The 16150-nt window shown below is 42.5% G+C and carries 17 protein-coding genes and 1 riboswitch; of the genes, 8 read left to right on the top strand and 9 right to left on the bottom strand.

The window, feature by feature from the left end; genetic code table 11:
* Window positions 1–197: 197 nt before the first annotated feature.
* Entirely contained in the window at window positions 198–479 is a 282-nt protein-coding gene (locus tag AC6CIF_RS12335; protein ID WP_498199850.1) for a hypothetical protein, read from the bottom strand.
* A 188-nt stretch (window positions 480–667) separates the two neighbouring features.
* On the opposite strand from AC6CIF_RS12335, the gene AC6CIF_RS12330 reads away from it, so the two are divergent.
* From AC6CIF_RS12330 to AC6CIF_RS12310, 5 genes are read left to right on the top strand one after another with little or no spacing between them, the layout of a single operon-like run.
* On the top strand, window positions 668–910 hold the full coding sequence (locus tag AC6CIF_RS12330; RefSeq protein WP_036615405.1) for a hypothetical protein: 243 nt from the start codon (window positions 668–670) through the stop codon (window positions 908–910).
* 11 nt (window positions 911–921) lie between these two features.
* The gene (locus tag AC6CIF_RS12325) at window positions 922–1308 is read left to right on the top strand and encodes a spore coat protein (protein WP_047843178.1); all 387 of its coding nucleotides are present in this window, start codon (window positions 922–924) and stop codon (window positions 1306–1308) included.
* Window positions 1305–2441, top strand: coding sequence for a zinc-dependent alcohol dehydrogenase (locus AC6CIF_RS12320; protein WP_036615410.1), 1137 nt, complete (start codon window positions 1305–1307; stop codon window positions 2439–2441). Before AC6CIF_RS12325 ends, AC6CIF_RS12320 begins: the two co-directional genes overlap by 4 nt.
* A 31-nt stretch (window positions 2442–2472) precedes the next feature.
* Window positions 2473–2673 carry a hypothetical protein gene (locus AC6CIF_RS12315; protein WP_498199849.1) on the top strand — a complete coding sequence of 67 codons (201 nt, stop codon included), beginning with the start codon at window positions 2473–2475 and terminating at the stop codon, window positions 2671–2673.
* 11 nt (window positions 2674–2684) lie between these two features.
* Complete coding sequence (locus AC6CIF_RS12310) at window positions 2685–2981, top strand: spore coat protein (protein WP_047843175.1); 297 nt, start codon at window positions 2685–2687, stop codon at window positions 2979–2981.
* Window positions 2982–3247: 266 nt separating this feature from the next.
* Here the strand turns inward: AC6CIF_RS12310 and tenA are convergent, their stop codons facing one another.
* Window positions 3248–3910, bottom strand: coding sequence for a thiaminase II (gene tenA / locus AC6CIF_RS12305; RefSeq protein WP_498199848.1), 663 nt, complete (start codon window positions 3908–3910; stop codon window positions 3248–3250).
* Between the two features lie 113 nt (window positions 3911–4023).
* Window positions 4024–4121: riboswitch (TPP riboswitch) on the bottom strand.
* Window positions 4122–4326: 205 nt separating this feature from the next.
* On the bottom strand, window positions 4327–6999 hold the full coding sequence (locus tag AC6CIF_RS12300; RefSeq protein ID WP_498199847.1) for an endo-1,4-beta-xylanase: 2673 nt from the start codon (window positions 6997–6999) through the stop codon (window positions 4327–4329).
* 506 nt (window positions 7000–7505) lie between these two features.
* Between AC6CIF_RS12300 and AC6CIF_RS12295 the strand changes: the two genes are divergently transcribed.
* Complete coding sequence (locus AC6CIF_RS12295) at window positions 7506–7889, top strand: hypothetical protein (protein WP_047843165.1); 384 nt, start codon at window positions 7506–7508, stop codon at window positions 7887–7889.
* Window positions 7890–7959: 70 nt separating this feature from the next.
* Here the strand turns inward: AC6CIF_RS12295 and AC6CIF_RS12290 are convergent, their stop codons facing one another.
* The 5 genes from AC6CIF_RS12290 to AC6CIF_RS12270 all read right to left on the bottom strand — a co-directional run bounded on the left by AC6CIF_RS12290 (window position 7960) and on the right by AC6CIF_RS12270 (window position 13609).
* On the bottom strand, window positions 7960–9699 hold the full coding sequence (locus AC6CIF_RS12290) for an ABC-F family ATP-binding cassette domain-containing protein (protein ID WP_498199846.1): 1740 nt from the start codon (window positions 9697–9699) through the stop codon (window positions 7960–7962).
* 401 nt (window positions 9700–10100) lie between these two features.
* Window positions 10101–11132, bottom strand: coding sequence for an alpha/beta fold hydrolase (locus AC6CIF_RS12285; RefSeq protein WP_498199845.1), 1032 nt, complete (start codon window positions 11130–11132; stop codon window positions 10101–10103).
* Window positions 11133–11312: 180 nt separating this feature from the next.
* On the bottom strand, window positions 11313–11957 hold the full coding sequence (locus AC6CIF_RS12280; protein ID WP_498199844.1) for a response regulator transcription factor: 645 nt from the start codon (window positions 11955–11957) through the stop codon (window positions 11313–11315).
* Complete coding sequence (locus AC6CIF_RS12275) at window positions 11944–13182, bottom strand: sensor histidine kinase (RefSeq protein WP_498199843.1); 1239 nt, start codon at window positions 13180–13182, stop codon at window positions 11944–11946. Before AC6CIF_RS12275 ends, AC6CIF_RS12280 begins: the two co-directional genes overlap by 14 nt.
* Before the next feature lie 259 nt (window positions 13183–13441).
* Window positions 13442–13609: a hypothetical protein gene (locus AC6CIF_RS12270; RefSeq protein ID WP_498199842.1), complete on the bottom strand. Its 168-nt coding sequence runs from the start codon at window positions 13607–13609 to the stop codon at window positions 13442–13444.
* A gap of 166 nt (window positions 13610–13775) precedes the next feature.
* Here AC6CIF_RS12270 and AC6CIF_RS12265 point away from each other — a divergent pair, with 166 nt between their 5' ends.
* Window positions 13776–14180: a VOC family protein gene (locus AC6CIF_RS12265; RefSeq protein ID WP_498199841.1), complete on the top strand. Its 405-nt coding sequence runs from the start codon at window positions 13776–13778 to the stop codon at window positions 14178–14180.
* A gap of 17 nt (window positions 14181–14197) precedes the next feature.
* Here the strand turns inward: AC6CIF_RS12265 and AC6CIF_RS12260 are convergent, their stop codons facing one another.
* On the bottom strand, window positions 14198–15061 hold the full coding sequence (locus AC6CIF_RS12260) for a LysR family transcriptional regulator (RefSeq protein ID WP_498199840.1): 864 nt from the start codon (window positions 15059–15061) through the stop codon (window positions 14198–14200).
* A 152-nt stretch (window positions 15062–15213) separates the two neighbouring features.
* Here AC6CIF_RS12260 and AC6CIF_RS12255 point away from each other — a divergent pair, with 152 nt between their 5' ends.
* Window positions 15214–16053, top strand: a complete 840-nt coding sequence (locus AC6CIF_RS12255; protein WP_498199839.1) for an alpha/beta fold hydrolase — start codon at window positions 15214–15216, stop codon at window positions 16051–16053.
* Window positions 16054–16150 lie beyond the last annotated feature (97 nt).

Raw genomic sequence — 16150 nt, 5'->3', positions numbered from 1 at the left:
TTTTGAGAATTTCCGATAGATCTAAAAATACAAAAAACTTCGGCGTAAGCCGAAGCATGTTGACGGTACCTATATGTGTTCTAGAAAAAATGCTTCCTCTGATCGTCAACGCAGGGTAATTCCCCATGTAGAGAGTATCGGAGAAAATTCGGAAAAGAAGGAAAAACTCTGCCAAGCTTATCTGTATCAAAACCGTTTTATTGTTGGTCCGGCAGACGTAATGCATTTGCTGAAGTTAGCGCTTGATCTAAAAATTCATCTGCTCGGGTCAATTGCTGCCGGGCAATCTCCAACGCTTGTAGATTTGTTGCATTAGATTCATTTAACGAGCTTATTGCCTGATTTAAAGCCGTCTTCACCTCAGAAACCGCGTTAGATGCATGCTGCTCCAGCGTATTACTACCACTCGAGTTAAGTGCACCTTCTGCCGGTTTTCTTGCATTTTCGGTGGCTAGATCAATTTTGTTTTTATTGGGCACCGTGACTCCTCCTTCCTTGAGTAAGATCATTCATTTAAACAGAGATAAGTATGGGATTGAGATTTTGTTTATATCCCTGCGACTGTATGGGAATATTCGGATCTTACCTCTCCGGTGATCCATATTAGTATAAGATCCGATGCATTGGAAAATCTAATCTTGATGAAAAAGGAGGGGAACATTTCTGAATGGCTAATCCAACGCTAGCGCCGCACGAATCGATGGAACTGCATGAAGCATTAAACTTCAAAACGCTCTGCATCGCTAAGTCGAAACTTATGCAAGGCCTGGTCTTTGACCAAGAGCTAAAAGCATTAATGCAGAAAGACGTAATTCAATCCATACAACAGATTGCTGAGCTGCAAGCAATCTACGCAAGAGCTCCTTTTCAAGCACCCGTTCCGAATAATCCGACACCTATAACACATTAAGGGGAACTCAGATGAATACCGATTATTTAGATCCGATTAATTCATTGAATATGCCGGAAATGGCAGATATGACTTTTGCCATGGACTTCCTTCTTCGTGCCAAGGAGGGTGTACGTAATTTGTCCATCGCCCTGACGGAAACGGCTTCACCGGATGTAAGAGCCCTGCTGCATACTCATCTGAAGCAGGGAATTGCAATGCACCAAGAAATCTCGGAGCTCATGATTCGCAAAAAATGGTTTCATCCTTATGAGCTGAACGAACAGTACCAACTCGATCAGCTTTCGGCGAAAAATACGGTGATGATCGGGCAGATGAATCTGTTCCCGGGTGATACGTCACGTAAAGGGATGTTTGATCGGACCCCAGATGAACATATTGGAGGACATAAAGCATGAAGGCGGTAACGTATCAAGGGGTTAAAAATGTCGTGGTCAAAGAGGTGCCGGATGCGAAGATTGTGAAACCGGACGATATGATCGTAAAGATCACCAGTACCGCGATTTGCGGTTCTGACCTTCATCTTATTCACGGGATGATCCCTAACCTTCAGGAGAACTATGTCATCGGACATGAGCCGATGGGGATCGTAGAAGAAGTGGGCCCTGGCGTGACCAAGGTAAAAAAAGGCGACCGCGTAATCATACCGTTTAACATCGCATGCGGAGAATGCTTTTTTTGCAAAAATCAGTTGGAAAGCCAATGTGACAATTCCAACGAGCACGGGGATATGGGCGCATATTTCGGCTACTCCGGAACGACCGGCGGATATCCCGGCGGGCAAGCCGAGTATTTACGGGTCCCATTTGCCAATTTTACCCACTTTAAGATCCCTGAAAACTGCGAACAACCGGACGAAAAGCTAAGCTTGATCGCCGATGCCATGACGACGGCATTCTGGAGCGTAGATAACGCCGGCGTTAAGAATGGAGATACGGTCATCGTGCTCGGCTGCGGCCCGGTCGGACTCCTGGCCCAGAAGTTCTGCTGGCTGAAAGGAGCTAAGCGGGTCATAGCCGTCGACTATGTCGATTACCGCTTAAAGCATGCGAAGCGAACAAACAATGTGGAAATCGTAAACTTCGAACAGGATAAGAATATTGGGAACACTCTCAAGGAAATGACCAAAGGCGGCGCCGATGTCGTGATTGATGCGGTAGGAATGGACGGCAAGATGAGCGATCTTGAATTTCTAGCCAGCGGTATGAAACTGCAAGGCGGCACCATGAGCGCATTTATCATTGCATCTCAGGCTGTCCGCAAAGGTGGCACCATTCAAGTCACTGGGGTATACGGCGGACGTTATAACGGATTCCCGCTTGGTGACATCATGCAGCGAAACGTGAACATCCGTTCCGGACAAGCTCCGGTCATTCACTACATGCCATATATGTACGAGTTGGTTACATCTGGCAAAGTGGACCCTGGCGACATTGTTACGCACGTCATTCCGCTCAGCGAGGCCAAGCGGGGCTATGAAGTGTTCGATACAAAAACGGACGATTGCATTAAAGTCATCTTAAAGCCTTAAATATGAATAGATACACGGGAGGACAATCTGAATGGATTCCACTTACGCTTTGCATGAGATGCTCGAGGTGCATGAAATAGCTGCGTTCAAGACGGTTTGCATGACTAAATCCATGACCATGCAAGCTCTGGTAACCGACCCGGAGCTCAAGCAAATTTTGCAACAAGATGCGACATTATCACAACAGCAGCTTCAAGAGCTCGGTGGAGTGCTGTCTAAAGCGACTGTATAGGAGATAAAAAAATGAACCCAATATTAGAACATATGACTGGTCTTAATACCCTGACCGATGACGTCATCGCAATGGATTTTTTGATGAACGCCAAGAGCAGCGTCAGAAACTACGCCATGGCTGTGACCGAATGTGCCACCCCCGAAATCAAACAAATTTTGATGAAACAGCTCGATGAAGCTATAGACTCTCATGAAAAGATATCAAATTACATGGTGCAGCATGGCTTATACCACCCTTACCATATTGCAGAGCAAATTCAGCTTGATCTGAAAAACATTCAGACTGCTATGAACATTCCGTCCTGACACCCTTTTTGATTTTAGCCAGAGACTTCAAAGAACAAAATGTTCCTGTGTCAAGAATTTCAACAATGAAAAAAGGCGGATACACTCCGCCCTTTTTTTGGCATCGTCACGAAACACGCTTATACAAGCGTTCCTTTACTTAAATCTACTTATTTTCCATCCTGAGACTACCCCTGTATACTTTCTGCACTTAGTGTAATACGAGCTTTAATGTCCTCTTACTGTTTATGGACGGTGCTCTCTAATTGAATTAACTACCAGTGAACTCAAGGCTCCATCCTCCATGACATCTCCCAAAAATCAAGCTCAAAGCGACTGCACATCACGAAAATATCTTCCATCCGTTGGTATGTTCCCTCGCTACAGCCTTCTAATAGCTTATCCGTTAACGTCACTAGGGATTGATTGTTGCTGTTGTATTCAGAGGAAGCATATCCTGTGATCCACTCTCCATAAAAAGGATGATCAGCTGCACCTGGCTTTTGAGCAAGGACTTGACCAATCTCTGCATAGCTCCATGAGCAGGCCAGAATGGATACAAGTACTTCTGCTATGCCACCCGCATGGGAAACAGAGAGCATATAGTTAGTATAGGCTGCATTTTTCAGGGCAGGTTTTACCTGGAAAACATGATCCTCTGTAATTCCTAATCGCTCCATATAAGATCGATGAATTTTCATTTCACCATTCAGGATGTTATCTACATTTTCACTAAAAAACTGCATCAATTTGGGGTCGTGCGACTTGACGATACCCAGTGCAAATACGCGGGCATAATCGAACAGGTACAAGTAGTCTTGCAACAAATAATAACGAAATTGTTCAACCGGTAAGGAACCATCTCCGATTCCTTTCACAAAGGGATGCTCAAGACATTCCTTCCACACAGGCTGCGCCGCCCGATATAGTCTCTCTGAAATAGTCAACATATGTTCCTCCAATTCATAATGTACGTATTTAAAAACAAAAAAACGAAACATCCATAGGATGTTTCGCAGACAAATACACTAAAACAAGAGGGTTCGCATGAGCTACCCAAGTACAGTGTTTCATCGTTGCATCCCTACGTTGGCATGATCCAAATCAGGTAAGGTCGGTTTAACACCCTCTCAGCCGGTTAAGGCTCCCTCGCAAACGGTTGTATGTAGTTAATTACTTTCTTATCCGCATAAAAGAAAAAATAACATTCATTTAGTATATCAAGGGCTGTTAAATATAGTCAAGGCAGATTTATCGCCCCTCAACAGCTTCGGTGACGTATTTAAACAATGAAAACCATCATAACAATGGTTGAGTTTTATCCACTGTTATGATGATTTCTATTCTTGCTATTACTGCAAAGGATTTAATGCCCGAGTTTGTTTTTTTCGACAAAAGTGAGTATTCCGTATTGGGAAGTGTTCCTCCAACTTTCATTGGTCGTATCATTCCATTTAGCTACGCTCTGCTTACTTCCGCCCTGATTGTCGTTAATTTGAAGCTCGAAACCGAGGACATTTCCAGCCTTTGACGTCAGTGAATTCAACTGGATTCTGGCTTCTACGAGGTATCCTTTATTCGTTTTCTTCACAGCACTTACAAGGCGTCCGGGTGAAGCACTGCCTGCAAAGGTTCCGACATTGTCTGCACTGATTCTGAACTGGGCATCATCATATTGAAAATACGGTGTGCGCTGGTGATTCTCGTCCAGGAAAATCTCAACCGAATCCTGATCCCATGGGTTGATACTATCTGTGATGATGTTTGGATCAGTGACATCGATCAGCAGATATAGATACTCACCTGACCACATTGCGCGAGCCACTGCCTCTGCACCTTCGCTCTGGTTCAACCGTTTTACTTCAAATGGTGCAGCCTTATTCCATGATGTGTCTTTCTTCCCATCAATCTGAACAATCCCTTGCACAGCTTGTGCAGATTTAGGCATAGGGGCAAGCTGAATCACGCCGTATTTGCTTGTATCCTGTTCCTGAGATTGTGTTCGATCATTCCAGTACAGTGGTTTATAAGGCTGTGTCCCACTTGAACCGCCATCAGTCACACGGATATCCAATCCGGCTTCATATTCTGATCCGACTTGGATACCACCCCACGGAATGGACAATTCAACCTGATATCCGGCTTTTGTCTCGCGTACACCATATGAATGCTGCTCCGCGCCCTCAGCTTTGCCCGACCGCTTAATGATTACATGTCGGTCATCTGCTTCATATGAGGTGGTCTTGCCATTATTGAGATCAACAAAGAGTTCTACTTTGTCATTCACATCTGCCTTCGCATCCTGAACATCGACAAGGATATACAGGTTACTATGATCCCATAAGGTGCGGAAACTGGCTGATCCCGAAGAGTCGCCCTCCAGTGTAGTGGACACCGCTTTGTTCCAGAGCGGATCTTGTGACTGTTTTTTGATATCCGGTTTACCCGAAAGTGATACGGCTCTCTGCGTCAACACAGGCAAGCTGGATTCATCCACGAGTCCCCAGTATGCTTTTTTGGCCTTCAGGGCTGAATCAAACAGCATAGCCTGGTTGTTGTAAGACTTCTCATCTTGGAGTCCCCATAAGGTAACTGAAGAAATGTGGTCTTTGTGTTTTTTGTACAAATCCAACAGTTCCTTATATCGATACGCCTGTTTTACAGCAACTTCATCCGACATCTCTTCACCAAATGGAATTCCGCTATCCACATCCAGTTCCGTGATCTGAATATCCAATCCAAGTTCGGCGAACATGTTGATCGTTTTTTCAATTTCCTCGATGGGCGGGGATTCCAGGTTATAGTGGGATTGCAAACCCACACCATCGATGAGCCCTTTTTCTTTCAGTCTTTTGACCAACTGATACATATGCTCTCTTTTCTCAGGGACTTCCGTGAAGTATTCGTTGTAATATAATTTGGCATTCGGATCGGCTGCACGAGCGAATTCATAGGTTTTCTCAATGTAATCCGGACCGATTAGTTCATAAAAGGGACTTTTACGTAAACCGTTGGCATCACCATTGCTATCCGCAATCGCCTCGTTTACCACATCCCAGGCATAGATCTTACCTTTGTATCGGGTCATGACGGTTTCAACGTAATCCTGAATCCGGGCAAGTAGTAATTCTCGACTGGCAGGGTTACCCTGAGGATCCTTGAACATCCACTCTGCTGCATCAATATGCCACAACAACGCATGTGCGCGTACGCCCATACCATGCTCCTCGGCGAACTGAACATATTGATCGGCTGCCTCGAACTCATAAACACCTTCGGAAGGAGACATGTACTTCGGTTTCATCTCATAGGTTGCGGTCAAGCTGTTAAAGTGTTTTGTGAGCAGTTTTCCATATGCGCCTTCCAATTGCCAGCGATACACCGCTGCACCAGTGGGGAAATCATCTTGATACAGATCCGCAAGAGACCGAATACCTTCTTCAATCTCCAGTTGCTCGGCCAGAGTAAATGATACATCATCCACATAGAACGATAACGTATCTACGCTATCTTCAGAGATGTAGGGTGTTTCGATGAACAATTTCAATTCAGTGGGATCATCGCTATACTGAAACTTTCCGGTGATCTTGTGCCATGTATTCCATTCTGCTTTGGCAATCTTCACGCTACCGATCGGGTTCCAGCTTTCGGCAGTTGTTTTTTTATATGTGGTGAGCTGTAATGTTTGATCCGTGTTGGGCTGCTGAGTAAGTCTTACATATGTCGCAATTTCGTACTCTTGGTTACGCTTAAGCAGATCCTTCATGGATAACATTGGTCCATGATAGGAACGCTCACGGTTGGCGACCAGCATACTGGACTGACCTTCGTGTGCTTCCTGCTGTGTCACTGTCAGATTTTCACTACCGACACGTGGAGTCCATCCTTGAAGTGTACCGTCTTCAAAGTTTGTGCTCAAATGACTTCCCTCCACTTCCGTAACTGCCTTGGCTGCATGTGAGACATTCGAAAATGGAAGCATGGCGAGTACCAGCACAAGAACCAAGGCTGTTATATTCCATTGACCTAACCGTTTCATACAATTCCTCCTCTTGATTTGGTCTAAGTATTTCTGAACGGATTAACATCCAGATAAATAGATTATAGTTCTTTGGATAGCGCTTACATATAACAAATTTCCAATAATTATAATAAAAAGTTATCAATTGGTAATCTCGTATGGGTTTAGGAAACTGGAAATCCAACTCTATTTTTGCTTTGGCCCACAACTTGCGATAATCCATATCTTTGCCTCATTTCTGAATTTGGATATAAAAAAGACCAAAACGATATGCCTTCCCCTACTCACATAAGGAAAATGCAAAATCATTTTGGTCGTGCCTGCTTTACCAGTAATAGCCAAACACTGCTAATATTCAATTCGTTATAATACATTAGTTAACAATCACGTTATTCGACATTTTTCTGCAATTTAAATTGCTTGATTCGACTTGATTATTAGCAGCCTTCTATAGGCTTCCACCCATTCCCCTTCTCACTTGCCTACATACAATACATTAGACTAATGAACAGGAGTGATGTGATATGACATTTTTACCTCCTTTTGGACCTGGTGGAGGGTTCGGCGGACCTGGGGGTCCCGGAGGACCAGGAGGACCCGGCGGATTTCCTGGTCCGCCATCGTTCCCCGGGGGTGGAGGCGGCGGACCACAAGGCGTGCAGGCACCTACAGGGCCGCCACCATCATTCATTCCACAGCAACCCGCTTCGTTATATGCGGTAGATCCAAGAGCCATATCCGGCTGTCTGTTTCGCTACACATATATTTGGCCGGATCGTGGTCCCGGCTTCTGGATGTACCCGGTATTTGTAGGTAGAAATTCGGTGGCTGGCTTCCGTTGGAATGGCTTCTTCTGGCTATACACCGGCATTGATCTGCAGCGAATCAGCTCGTTTAGCTGTTTCTAGAAGTAAATCCCCCTGTATGCGGATTAATCCACATACAGGGGGATTTAGATTTATGGAATATTCACCTTGTCTAAAGCAACTTAATCAGCTTTTCTAGCTCATCAACCAAACTTTTTGCAAGTTCAAAATTAGTATCTTTTAAAGCCAATTCAATTTTCATTTCAACAGATTTTTTCTTTTGTTCATTTTCTAGATAGTTTTCATCAAAATGACTCGTATAAATCATCTGTCTGAATTCTTCTATACTCATTTTACTGATCGTTTTGTCCTCGATAATTAAAACATAATCCATACCATTGACAACCGAATAGAAATCATGAGAAATCATGATAATCGCACCTTTGTAGTCCTCAATGGCTTTCTCCAATGCAATTTGTGTATAGATGTCTAAATGGCTTGTCGGTTCATCCAGGAGCAATACGTTGGCCTGACTGGCAGAAACTTTAGCCAATTGAAGCATGTTTTTTTCTCCGCCAGATAACGATTCAATCTTTTGATCAAGGATTTCTCCTTCAAAGCCATAGTTTGGAAGATACGATCTAATTTCATCATACGTTTGAAACCCGGAATCAATGAATTCATTCAGGATGGTATTCGAATCTTTTAGCATTTCGCCTTGAACCTGAGATAAATAGGCCACTTTAACATCAGTATTTATTTCAATGGAATCCTGATTGTTTTTAAAGATTTCTCGAAGTAATGTCGTTTTCCCGGTACCGTTAGGACCGATCAGGGCTACTTTATCTGTTGATTTGATCTCAAAGTTCACATTTTCCAAAAGCAATTCGTCAAAGGAAACGTTATAGTTATTGACGTTAACCACAACGGTATCTTCCATTTCCTTATCGATCCCAAAACGGATATTCGGCTGTTTGATATCGACAAATGGCTCTTTTATTCGACGTGCTTCCAATCTCTCTTGAAACTTGACTCTGGCTTTTAACGCTCTGCCTCTGGAGGCTTCCGAATTATACGTGGCGATCTCTCTAAGATTGTCGATGATGTGATCATATCTCTCAATTTCTTCAGCTTCAGCAACTGCGATTTCTTGCAGTTCGATCTTAGACTGAAGCAGTGAGAAGTTATAATCGATATATCGCCCGTCAAACTCCTGGAGCTCCGTGTTTTCAAGATGTATGATTTTGTTGAAACAATGATTCAACAGATACCGGTTGTGTGTAACGACCAGCAGCATTCCCTTGTGGGAGTTAATCAATTTTTTAAGCGCGTTCAGGTTTTCGAAGTCTAGAAATACATCGGGTTCGTCCATAATCATGAAGTCTGGACGATTCAGCATTTCCTTCATCACTTGAATAAGTTTGAATTCCCCGCCACTTATGGCGGATATACTAAGATCTTTGAGCTTCATGAGGTTGGCAAGGTTTAACTGTTTATTGATGTTTTTTTCGAAATTGTCCCCATCCATCGCTTCGAAGGCATCCAAAGCCAATTGAAGCTTTTCCATCAGGGAATCCATATCCGATGTGGTGGCCATCTCCGCATAAATCGCTGTAATTTCATCTTGTACCTTGATGAATTCTTCTGCGATATATTCAAAAACGGTCATTTCTTTTGTTTTGTCTACTTGCAAAAACTGACTCACATACCCGATTCTGCAATCGGGGTCTATCTCTAACTTGCCCTCGAACAAATATCGTTCCGGATCCATCAGGATATCAATCAGTGTACTTTTTCCACTTCCGCTTGTTCCGATAAAAGCACAATGTTGTGCCTCTTCAAACGTAAATGAAATGTTTTTATATAGTTCCTTTTGTGGAAATGAGAAGGATAAGTTTTCAACTTTTATCATAGTGTTACCTTTCTTTATAACTAAATTGGTGGCTAGTATTGAATATATTGTCGAACACAGACTTTTAGAGTAACACTGTTTACCACCAAGTACAATCGATTTTTAGCCCTATCCTTCACTTCGAAATTTTAATACGCTCTTTCCTAGTGATTAGAGGGATGGATTTTTTGAATAAGTAACATTCCATCATACTGATCGCGAGGTATCATCTTCTCGTCTAAAACTTAAAATCTTCTACTTTGTTAATCATATGGGCTCTAGCTCTATAACGCTCTGTATATGTATACAAAAAAAATCGTCAGCATTTCTGCAACGATTCCTATTGTCAGCCTGCTAGTTGAAAACAGCAGCGGATCACTTTTTATTTACGAACGCTTCTCTTTTTTAATTTCTAACAAATGTTATGGAGTAAACGTATCTGTCATCCAATTGAAGAATCTTTCCTTTTCTTCATAGTGTGGGTAGTGAGCCGATTCTTCATAAGAAATAAATTCTTTCTTGTTAGCTTTAATTCCGTCAAAAAACTGCTTGGCAGCATGGGACGAAGTCATAAAGTCATAATCTCCCATAACAAAATAAAATGGCAGATCCAGCTTCTTAATTAAGGACGGCAATGGACGACTCATCACTTCACCAATCAGAATTCCTTGTGAATAAGTCATTCCTTTATAATAACGTATGACATCGAGCATGTTGTATTCACTGCTGAACGTCATTCCAAGGAAACTGTCATCAGGGTTATCCATCAATCTCGCAGCACCATTGTATCGTGTAACAATGTCTCTCGGTGTAAATGTCTGCCCTTGATTGATGGCTTCAGAAACCTGATTCAGTCTTGCTATGTCATCATCATTACCTGCTAACTGAGCTTGTTTCATTACATAATTCCAACCGTCTATCTCACTCTGCCTAGTATCTCCTACCTGACCAATTCCAATGTAGGCTTCATATTTCTCCGGTGCCTTATGGGCAGCCAAAGAACCAATGTAAGTACCGAAGGAATGGCCGATCAGGATCACCTTTTCCTTGCCAAGGCGTTCAGAGATATAATCCGTGATGGCCAGTATATCATCAACCAGCAAGTCAGTTGATAAATTGGAGTAATCCTCAAAAAAATGATAAGACTTTCCGCTTGCTCTTTGATCATAGTTCACAATGGTAAATCTGGATTCCAATACATCCTGATATTGCTTCGCGTGCGGAATTTCAGATGCGCTCGGCCCACCGTGTACATACAGAATGACCGGATTCTCTGCATTTTGACCGCGGATCATGATTTCATGACCTGTTCCATTGATCTCCACTTGTTCCAGTACATTAATACTATTTTCCCCTTTTATTTTCGGAGTCCATGTTGGAAAGTAAAGAACCACCATTGAAAGTATTAAAACAGCAATACCGATCCCAAAAAATAATTTCTTCATTTTTTTCATCCGAATTACCCCTCTCTGCGCTTCAATCTTCCGAAGTGATTGTTCCGCTTGTTATAAATTTAGACTTTAAAAGTCATATAGACATAGTGCGATTTAGTCATGAATTGACCTATGACATAAAAAATCGGCAACTCTAATGAGTTGCCGATTTTTTATGAACATCAGTAATATTCTACCTGTTTATTCTTCCATCATTCCAGAATCTCTGGCTTTGCGAGTTGCCTCCCTCCTTCCTTTCACATCCAATTTGGAATAGATGGAAGAAATATAGTTTTTAACGGTCCCTTCACTAAGAAACAAAGCTTCAGCAATATCTTGATTGCGCAAGCCAGATGCTAACTTGTGAAGCACTTCAATTTCACGTGCGCTCAATCCGTACTCGTTGCTCTTTGGAGCAGCAGACGGGAGGATATTTTTTATCAATTTGGCAGCCACTTCCTGAGAAATCAATGTACCTCCTGTATGAACCACACGTATTCCTGCAGCCAGCTCCTTGGGACGGATCGCTTTGAGTAGATACCCCTCTGCTCCATGGCTTAATGCCGTCAAAACATAATCCACTTCCTTATATGAGGTCAGCATAATGATCTTAATCGCCGGAAGCTGTTGCTTAATTCGTGACGTTGCAGCAACACCATCCATGACGGGCATATTAATATCCATTAGCACGATATCTGGCTGAAATTGTTTACTGCCTTCAATGGCTTCTTCCCCATTTTTGGCTAATCCGACAATTTCAAAATCTTCTTCAAGAGACAGGACAATATGCAGACTCTCCAGAATAAGCTCTTGATCGTCGACAATTAATATTCTAATCTTCTGCATGTAACATCACTCCATTTAACGGAATTTCGCATCTCACCTCGGTGAACGACGTGGCTCCAGATGAGGCTGAGAGGATAAGCTTGCCTCCAATTTCCTGAATCCGTTGCTTCATCGTGGTTAAGCCAAAGCCGTATTCCAATTTGTCCAATGGCTTCCCATTATTTCGAATAACGATATGTAAGGCTTCTTCAACAAAGGAAAGCTCCAACTTCAACTTAGACGCTTTTCCGTGTTTTAGCGCATTCGTAAACGATTCCTGAATCACGCGCAGAATAGCTTGTCGCGCTTTAAGAAGCATTGCATGTTCTGTCACAGGCAGATTCAATGTAACATTCGTTCCAGTGTGCTCGGCAAAGCTATCTGCAAGTACCCTAATCTGCTTAAAGAGGCTATTTTCGTCTTCTCCCATTTCGTGAACAACATCTCTCATTTCGTCGAGATTTCTCTCAGCTAACGCTCTCAAGCGAATGAGTCTATCTTTCACCTCAGCAGGCTTATGATCCAATAGAGCAATGGCGGCATCCAGACTCATGATCAGAGAAATAAAGGAATGCCCAAGTGTATCGTGCAGTTCCTTGGACATACGACTGCGTTCTTCCATTAACGTTAATTTCTCGACCTGAGCGGCATAATGGCTCAACAACCTGTTCTGATGTGCAATTTCAACCGCTAAGGCATTTTTCTGACGGTAAGCATTAGCTATGAAGCTTACCCATATACCAATAAAGCAAAATAACAAGTTGTCGAACCCAATACTCATGCTCTGGTTCAAGGTATATCCTTGATTGAACAGGAAGACAAATGGTAGCAAAAAAACAGTGGGGATAATCCAAACTGTCTTTCTGGTCAATAAGTAGCCCATGGTTAGGCTGGGAAGCAGGTAATCAGGCGAGGAGATGAATTCAGAATGGATAGTCATGTTCACATAATATGATCCGCCAAGAATGACTTCGGTAATACAAAACCACAGAGTGTTCAACCGCAGTTGTGGAAACCAAAATAAGATCGGAACAAGGAAGGCCGCCAAGAGCCAGATGATCTCGAATTGAACGTGAGCCGAGTCTCCGGGTACAGTCAGAATTAGAATGGCAAGCAACAAGTAATGATAAAAACGAAGCGAGAATATACTCCAGTCCATGAAAGCAATGATTTTTTTCATTCTAGATCCTAGATAACGAGAATCATTGAAAGATGACTGCTCTGACTCCATTAAAATATTTTCCACTCCCTACTCACCAAGTGTTATCACTACCTAAAATAAATCTTAGATTATTTCATAAGAAAAATACAGTTCTTTTCCAAGTGGTCATAATTCTTTATGGCTTAGCCATCTTGGGCATATGATCCATGAGAGTGTATATACTACAACACTAAATGCAGCTACTATTCCGAATACTAAAAGAGATATTCTTCTATGTTCATATAGTAGCCTAGCAATTTTCTTAATCCTGCAATGGCAAGGGCAGTGACTACATAAGAAAGGATTATTCCGGCATACTTTTTTCTCCATCGAGTAAAAAAGAACTTGGGATATTCACACTGGCTGGCAGAAATGCAAGAATAAGCGCAAAGGATACATTCACATATACAGCAGATAACTCAAAGCTCGATAATACCATTGAAGCAATAATACAAATTACAGTAGCAACCAACTGTGAGATCCCTCCCGGTGTTATCGTTTCTCGTAAAACACTACTGACATACCGTTGTCAGTAGTGTTTTTGTATAGTCGGAGTAAGCAATTGTAAAGGAGTAGAAGTAAGTGCGAAGTGTTTTTGATCCAAAATGTATTACTTATTATAGGAAGGATGATATCTCGTGAATTTTGCTTCTGTGCGCATCATTACTGATGACGTGGATCGTCTTGTCGAGTTCTATGAGAAAATTACGGGTGTTTCAGCAGAACGCCCTGCACCTGTCTTTGCCAAACTTGTTATGCCATCGTGCACTCTAGCGATCGGCCACTCCCAGACGGTGCAACTATTTGGCGCTGGTTCCGCTGTGGCGGCCAACAATCGTACAGTCATTATTGAGTTCCATGTCCACGATGTCGATGCGGAATACGAGCGCTTGAAGCCGTTTGTCGATGAGTGGGTAAAGGAACCTACCACAATGCCTTGGGGGAATCGTGCTTTACTGTTTCACGATCCTGACGGTAATCTGGTTAATCTCTTCACACCAGTGACCGAGGAAGCAATCCAACGGTTCAGTGGCAGGCTATAAAGGATAGTTGAAATGAGCTACCAGAGGGAGGCATGCTTTCTAACGATCTCAATAAATGCTTCTACTTGGGGAGAGATCCACTTGTTTTTGGGATACAGCAACTGCGTAACTAGATTTTGTTTGTACTGCTGACCTGAAAGTTTTTCTTCCTTCAGCTCCTTCTCTACCGTAATTCGAGGTAACAAGGATATGCCCATACCGCTCAATATCGACTGTTTCACAGCTTCAATACTCCAGAATTCAATATTGGAAGTAATCCCAATCTGATACTCTTCAATGCATTGTTCAAACAATGTGCGATAACCGCAACCTCTTTCGGTAAAAAGTAAATTGCTTCGTACAATGTCCCGTTGTAGCTCAAATGAATTGGGGTACAGCAGCATCATGGGCTCCTCAGCCAATTTCTCACTGTACAGATTGGGGTCATGTACCTCTGTCCCCAGCATGAAGGAAATATCACTTTTACCTTGCATCAAATTCTCTTTATAATGTACGGAATCTAATTGGTGCCACTCGATATTGACATGAGGATGCATTTTTTTAAACTCTTCAATAATAGGCGGAAAACGATAGATCAACAACGTTTCTCCAATACTGATCACGATATTACCCGTTAATTCACCTTGTGCAGCGGTCACTTCCTTAATCATATGATACAGATCAAGCATTTTTTGGGCATGTGGCAACAATTTTTTCCCAGTCTCCGTTAAAATAACCCGCTTACCGATTCGATCAAATAAAGGATAGTTAATCTCCTCTTCCAACGCCTTAATATGCAATGTAATTGTAGATTGCGCGTATCCAAGATGCTCAGCAGCTTTGGTAAATCCCTCGTGTTCCACAATTGTAATAAATGTGACCAAATGACGTATTTCCATCATTGGCTCCCTTCTTTGTAACATCATTAAAACTGATCGTTTACATATAAACTATCAATTTAACTAATGAAAAGCAATCGTTTATATTCAATGTAGCTCATTAAGAGCCCATTTCATTTTTTAATCTCAATCGTTTATGGAAGGGAGTAATCACTATGCAAACAGCAGCAACGTCATCCATCTTGATTAATGGATATCGAATCGCTTATGAACAATACGGAGAAGGCTCTCCCATATGGCTCCTTCACGGAACACCCTCTTATAGTTATGAATGGAGAAAAGTAATACCCGCTCTGGTTCAAAAAGGGTACAAAGTCTACGTTCATGACCTTCTTGGATATGGAGCATCGGAAAGACCAATCGAAGCAGATACTTCTGTGGCAGCACAATATACGCTATTCAGTCAGCTTTTAGACGAACTCGGAATGGATCGTTTACATGTCGCAGCCCATGATCTAGGTGGAATTGTTGGAGTCCAACTGGCCTTGGAACAGCCTGAGCGTGTACAATCGCTTACGTTACTCAACATGCCCAGCTATGATTCGTGGCCCTCACCAACCTGGAAGAAAATTATCGAAGAACAGCTTGAACAGGTTGAACAAATGCCCCGTGCTGATTTTGATACCATGCTAAAGAAACAATTACCCATGGCAGTGTATAATAAAGAGCTTATGACTAGCGATACACTGGATGCATATCTCGAACCCCATGCAGGTTCATTGGGCAAAGCCTCTTTTTTCTCCCATCAGGTAGCTCACTATAATGCAAAATATACTGAATCCTATGGAACAGATTTAACCAAGCTGAAAGTTCCCGTTCAAATTATATGGGGGGAAGAAGATGAATGGCAGCCCCTCGCTTATGCAAAGAGGCTTGTCCAGGATATTCCCCATGCCTGCCTACAAGTCATTCCCAAAGCTGGTCATTTCGTAATGGAAGATGAGCCGGGCCAATGTTCTGATTATATCGACCGTTTCTGCAATAAACATCCGTGAGTATATTTGTATATTGAACAGAATGTCTAAGAGAAAAATTAAGCACTCCACTGGCATAAAGCTGGTGGAACTTTTTTGGTTAATGACAACGTTTCGT

This window comes from Paenibacillus sp. GQ49 (assembly GCF_059759055.1).
This window is presented reverse-complemented; position numbering and strand designations above follow the sequence as displayed.

Coding starts and splice junctions, on each gene's coding strand:
- AC6CIF_RS12330 (WP_036615405.1), top strand. CDS start 668: ATGGCTAATCCAACGCTAGCGCCGCACGAATCGATGGAACTGCATGAA.
- AC6CIF_RS12325 (WP_047843178.1), top strand. CDS start 922: ATGAATACCGATTATTTAGATCCGATTAATTCATTGAATATGCCGGAA.
- AC6CIF_RS12320 (WP_036615410.1), top strand. CDS start 1,305: ATGAAGGCGGTAACGTATCAAGGGGTTAAAAATGTCGTGGTCAAAGAG.
- AC6CIF_RS12315 (WP_498199849.1), top strand. CDS start 2,473: ATGGATTCCACTTACGCTTTGCATGAGATGCTCGAGGTGCATGAAATA.
- AC6CIF_RS12310 (WP_047843175.1), top strand. CDS start 2,685: ATGAACCCAATATTAGAACATATGACTGGTCTTAATACCCTGACCGAT.
- tenA (WP_498199848.1), bottom strand. CDS start 3,910: ATGTTGACTATTTCAGAGAGACTATATCGGGCGGCGCAGCCTGTGTGG.
- AC6CIF_RS12300 (WP_498199847.1), bottom strand. CDS start 6,999: ATGAAACGGTTAGGTCAATGGAATATAACAGCCTTGGTTCTTGTGCTG.
- AC6CIF_RS12295 (WP_047843165.1), top strand. CDS start 7,506: ATGACATTTTTACCTCCTTTTGGACCTGGTGGAGGGTTCGGCGGACCT.
- AC6CIF_RS12290 (WP_498199846.1), bottom strand. CDS start 9,699: ATGATAAAAGTTGAAAACTTATCCTTCTCATTTCCACAAAAGGAACTA.
- AC6CIF_RS12285 (WP_498199845.1), bottom strand. CDS start 11,132: ATGAAAAAAATGAAGAAATTATTTTTTGGGATCGGTATTGCTGTTTTA.
- AC6CIF_RS12280 (WP_498199844.1), bottom strand. CDS start 11,957: ATGCAGAAGATTAGAATATTAATTGTCGACGATCAAGAGCTTATTCTG.
- AC6CIF_RS12260 (WP_498199840.1), bottom strand. CDS start 15,061: ATGATGGAAATACGTCATTTGGTCACATTTATTACAATTGTGGAACAC.
- AC6CIF_RS12255 (WP_498199839.1), top strand. CDS start 15,214: ATGCAAACAGCAGCAACGTCATCCATCTTGATTAATGGATATCGAATC.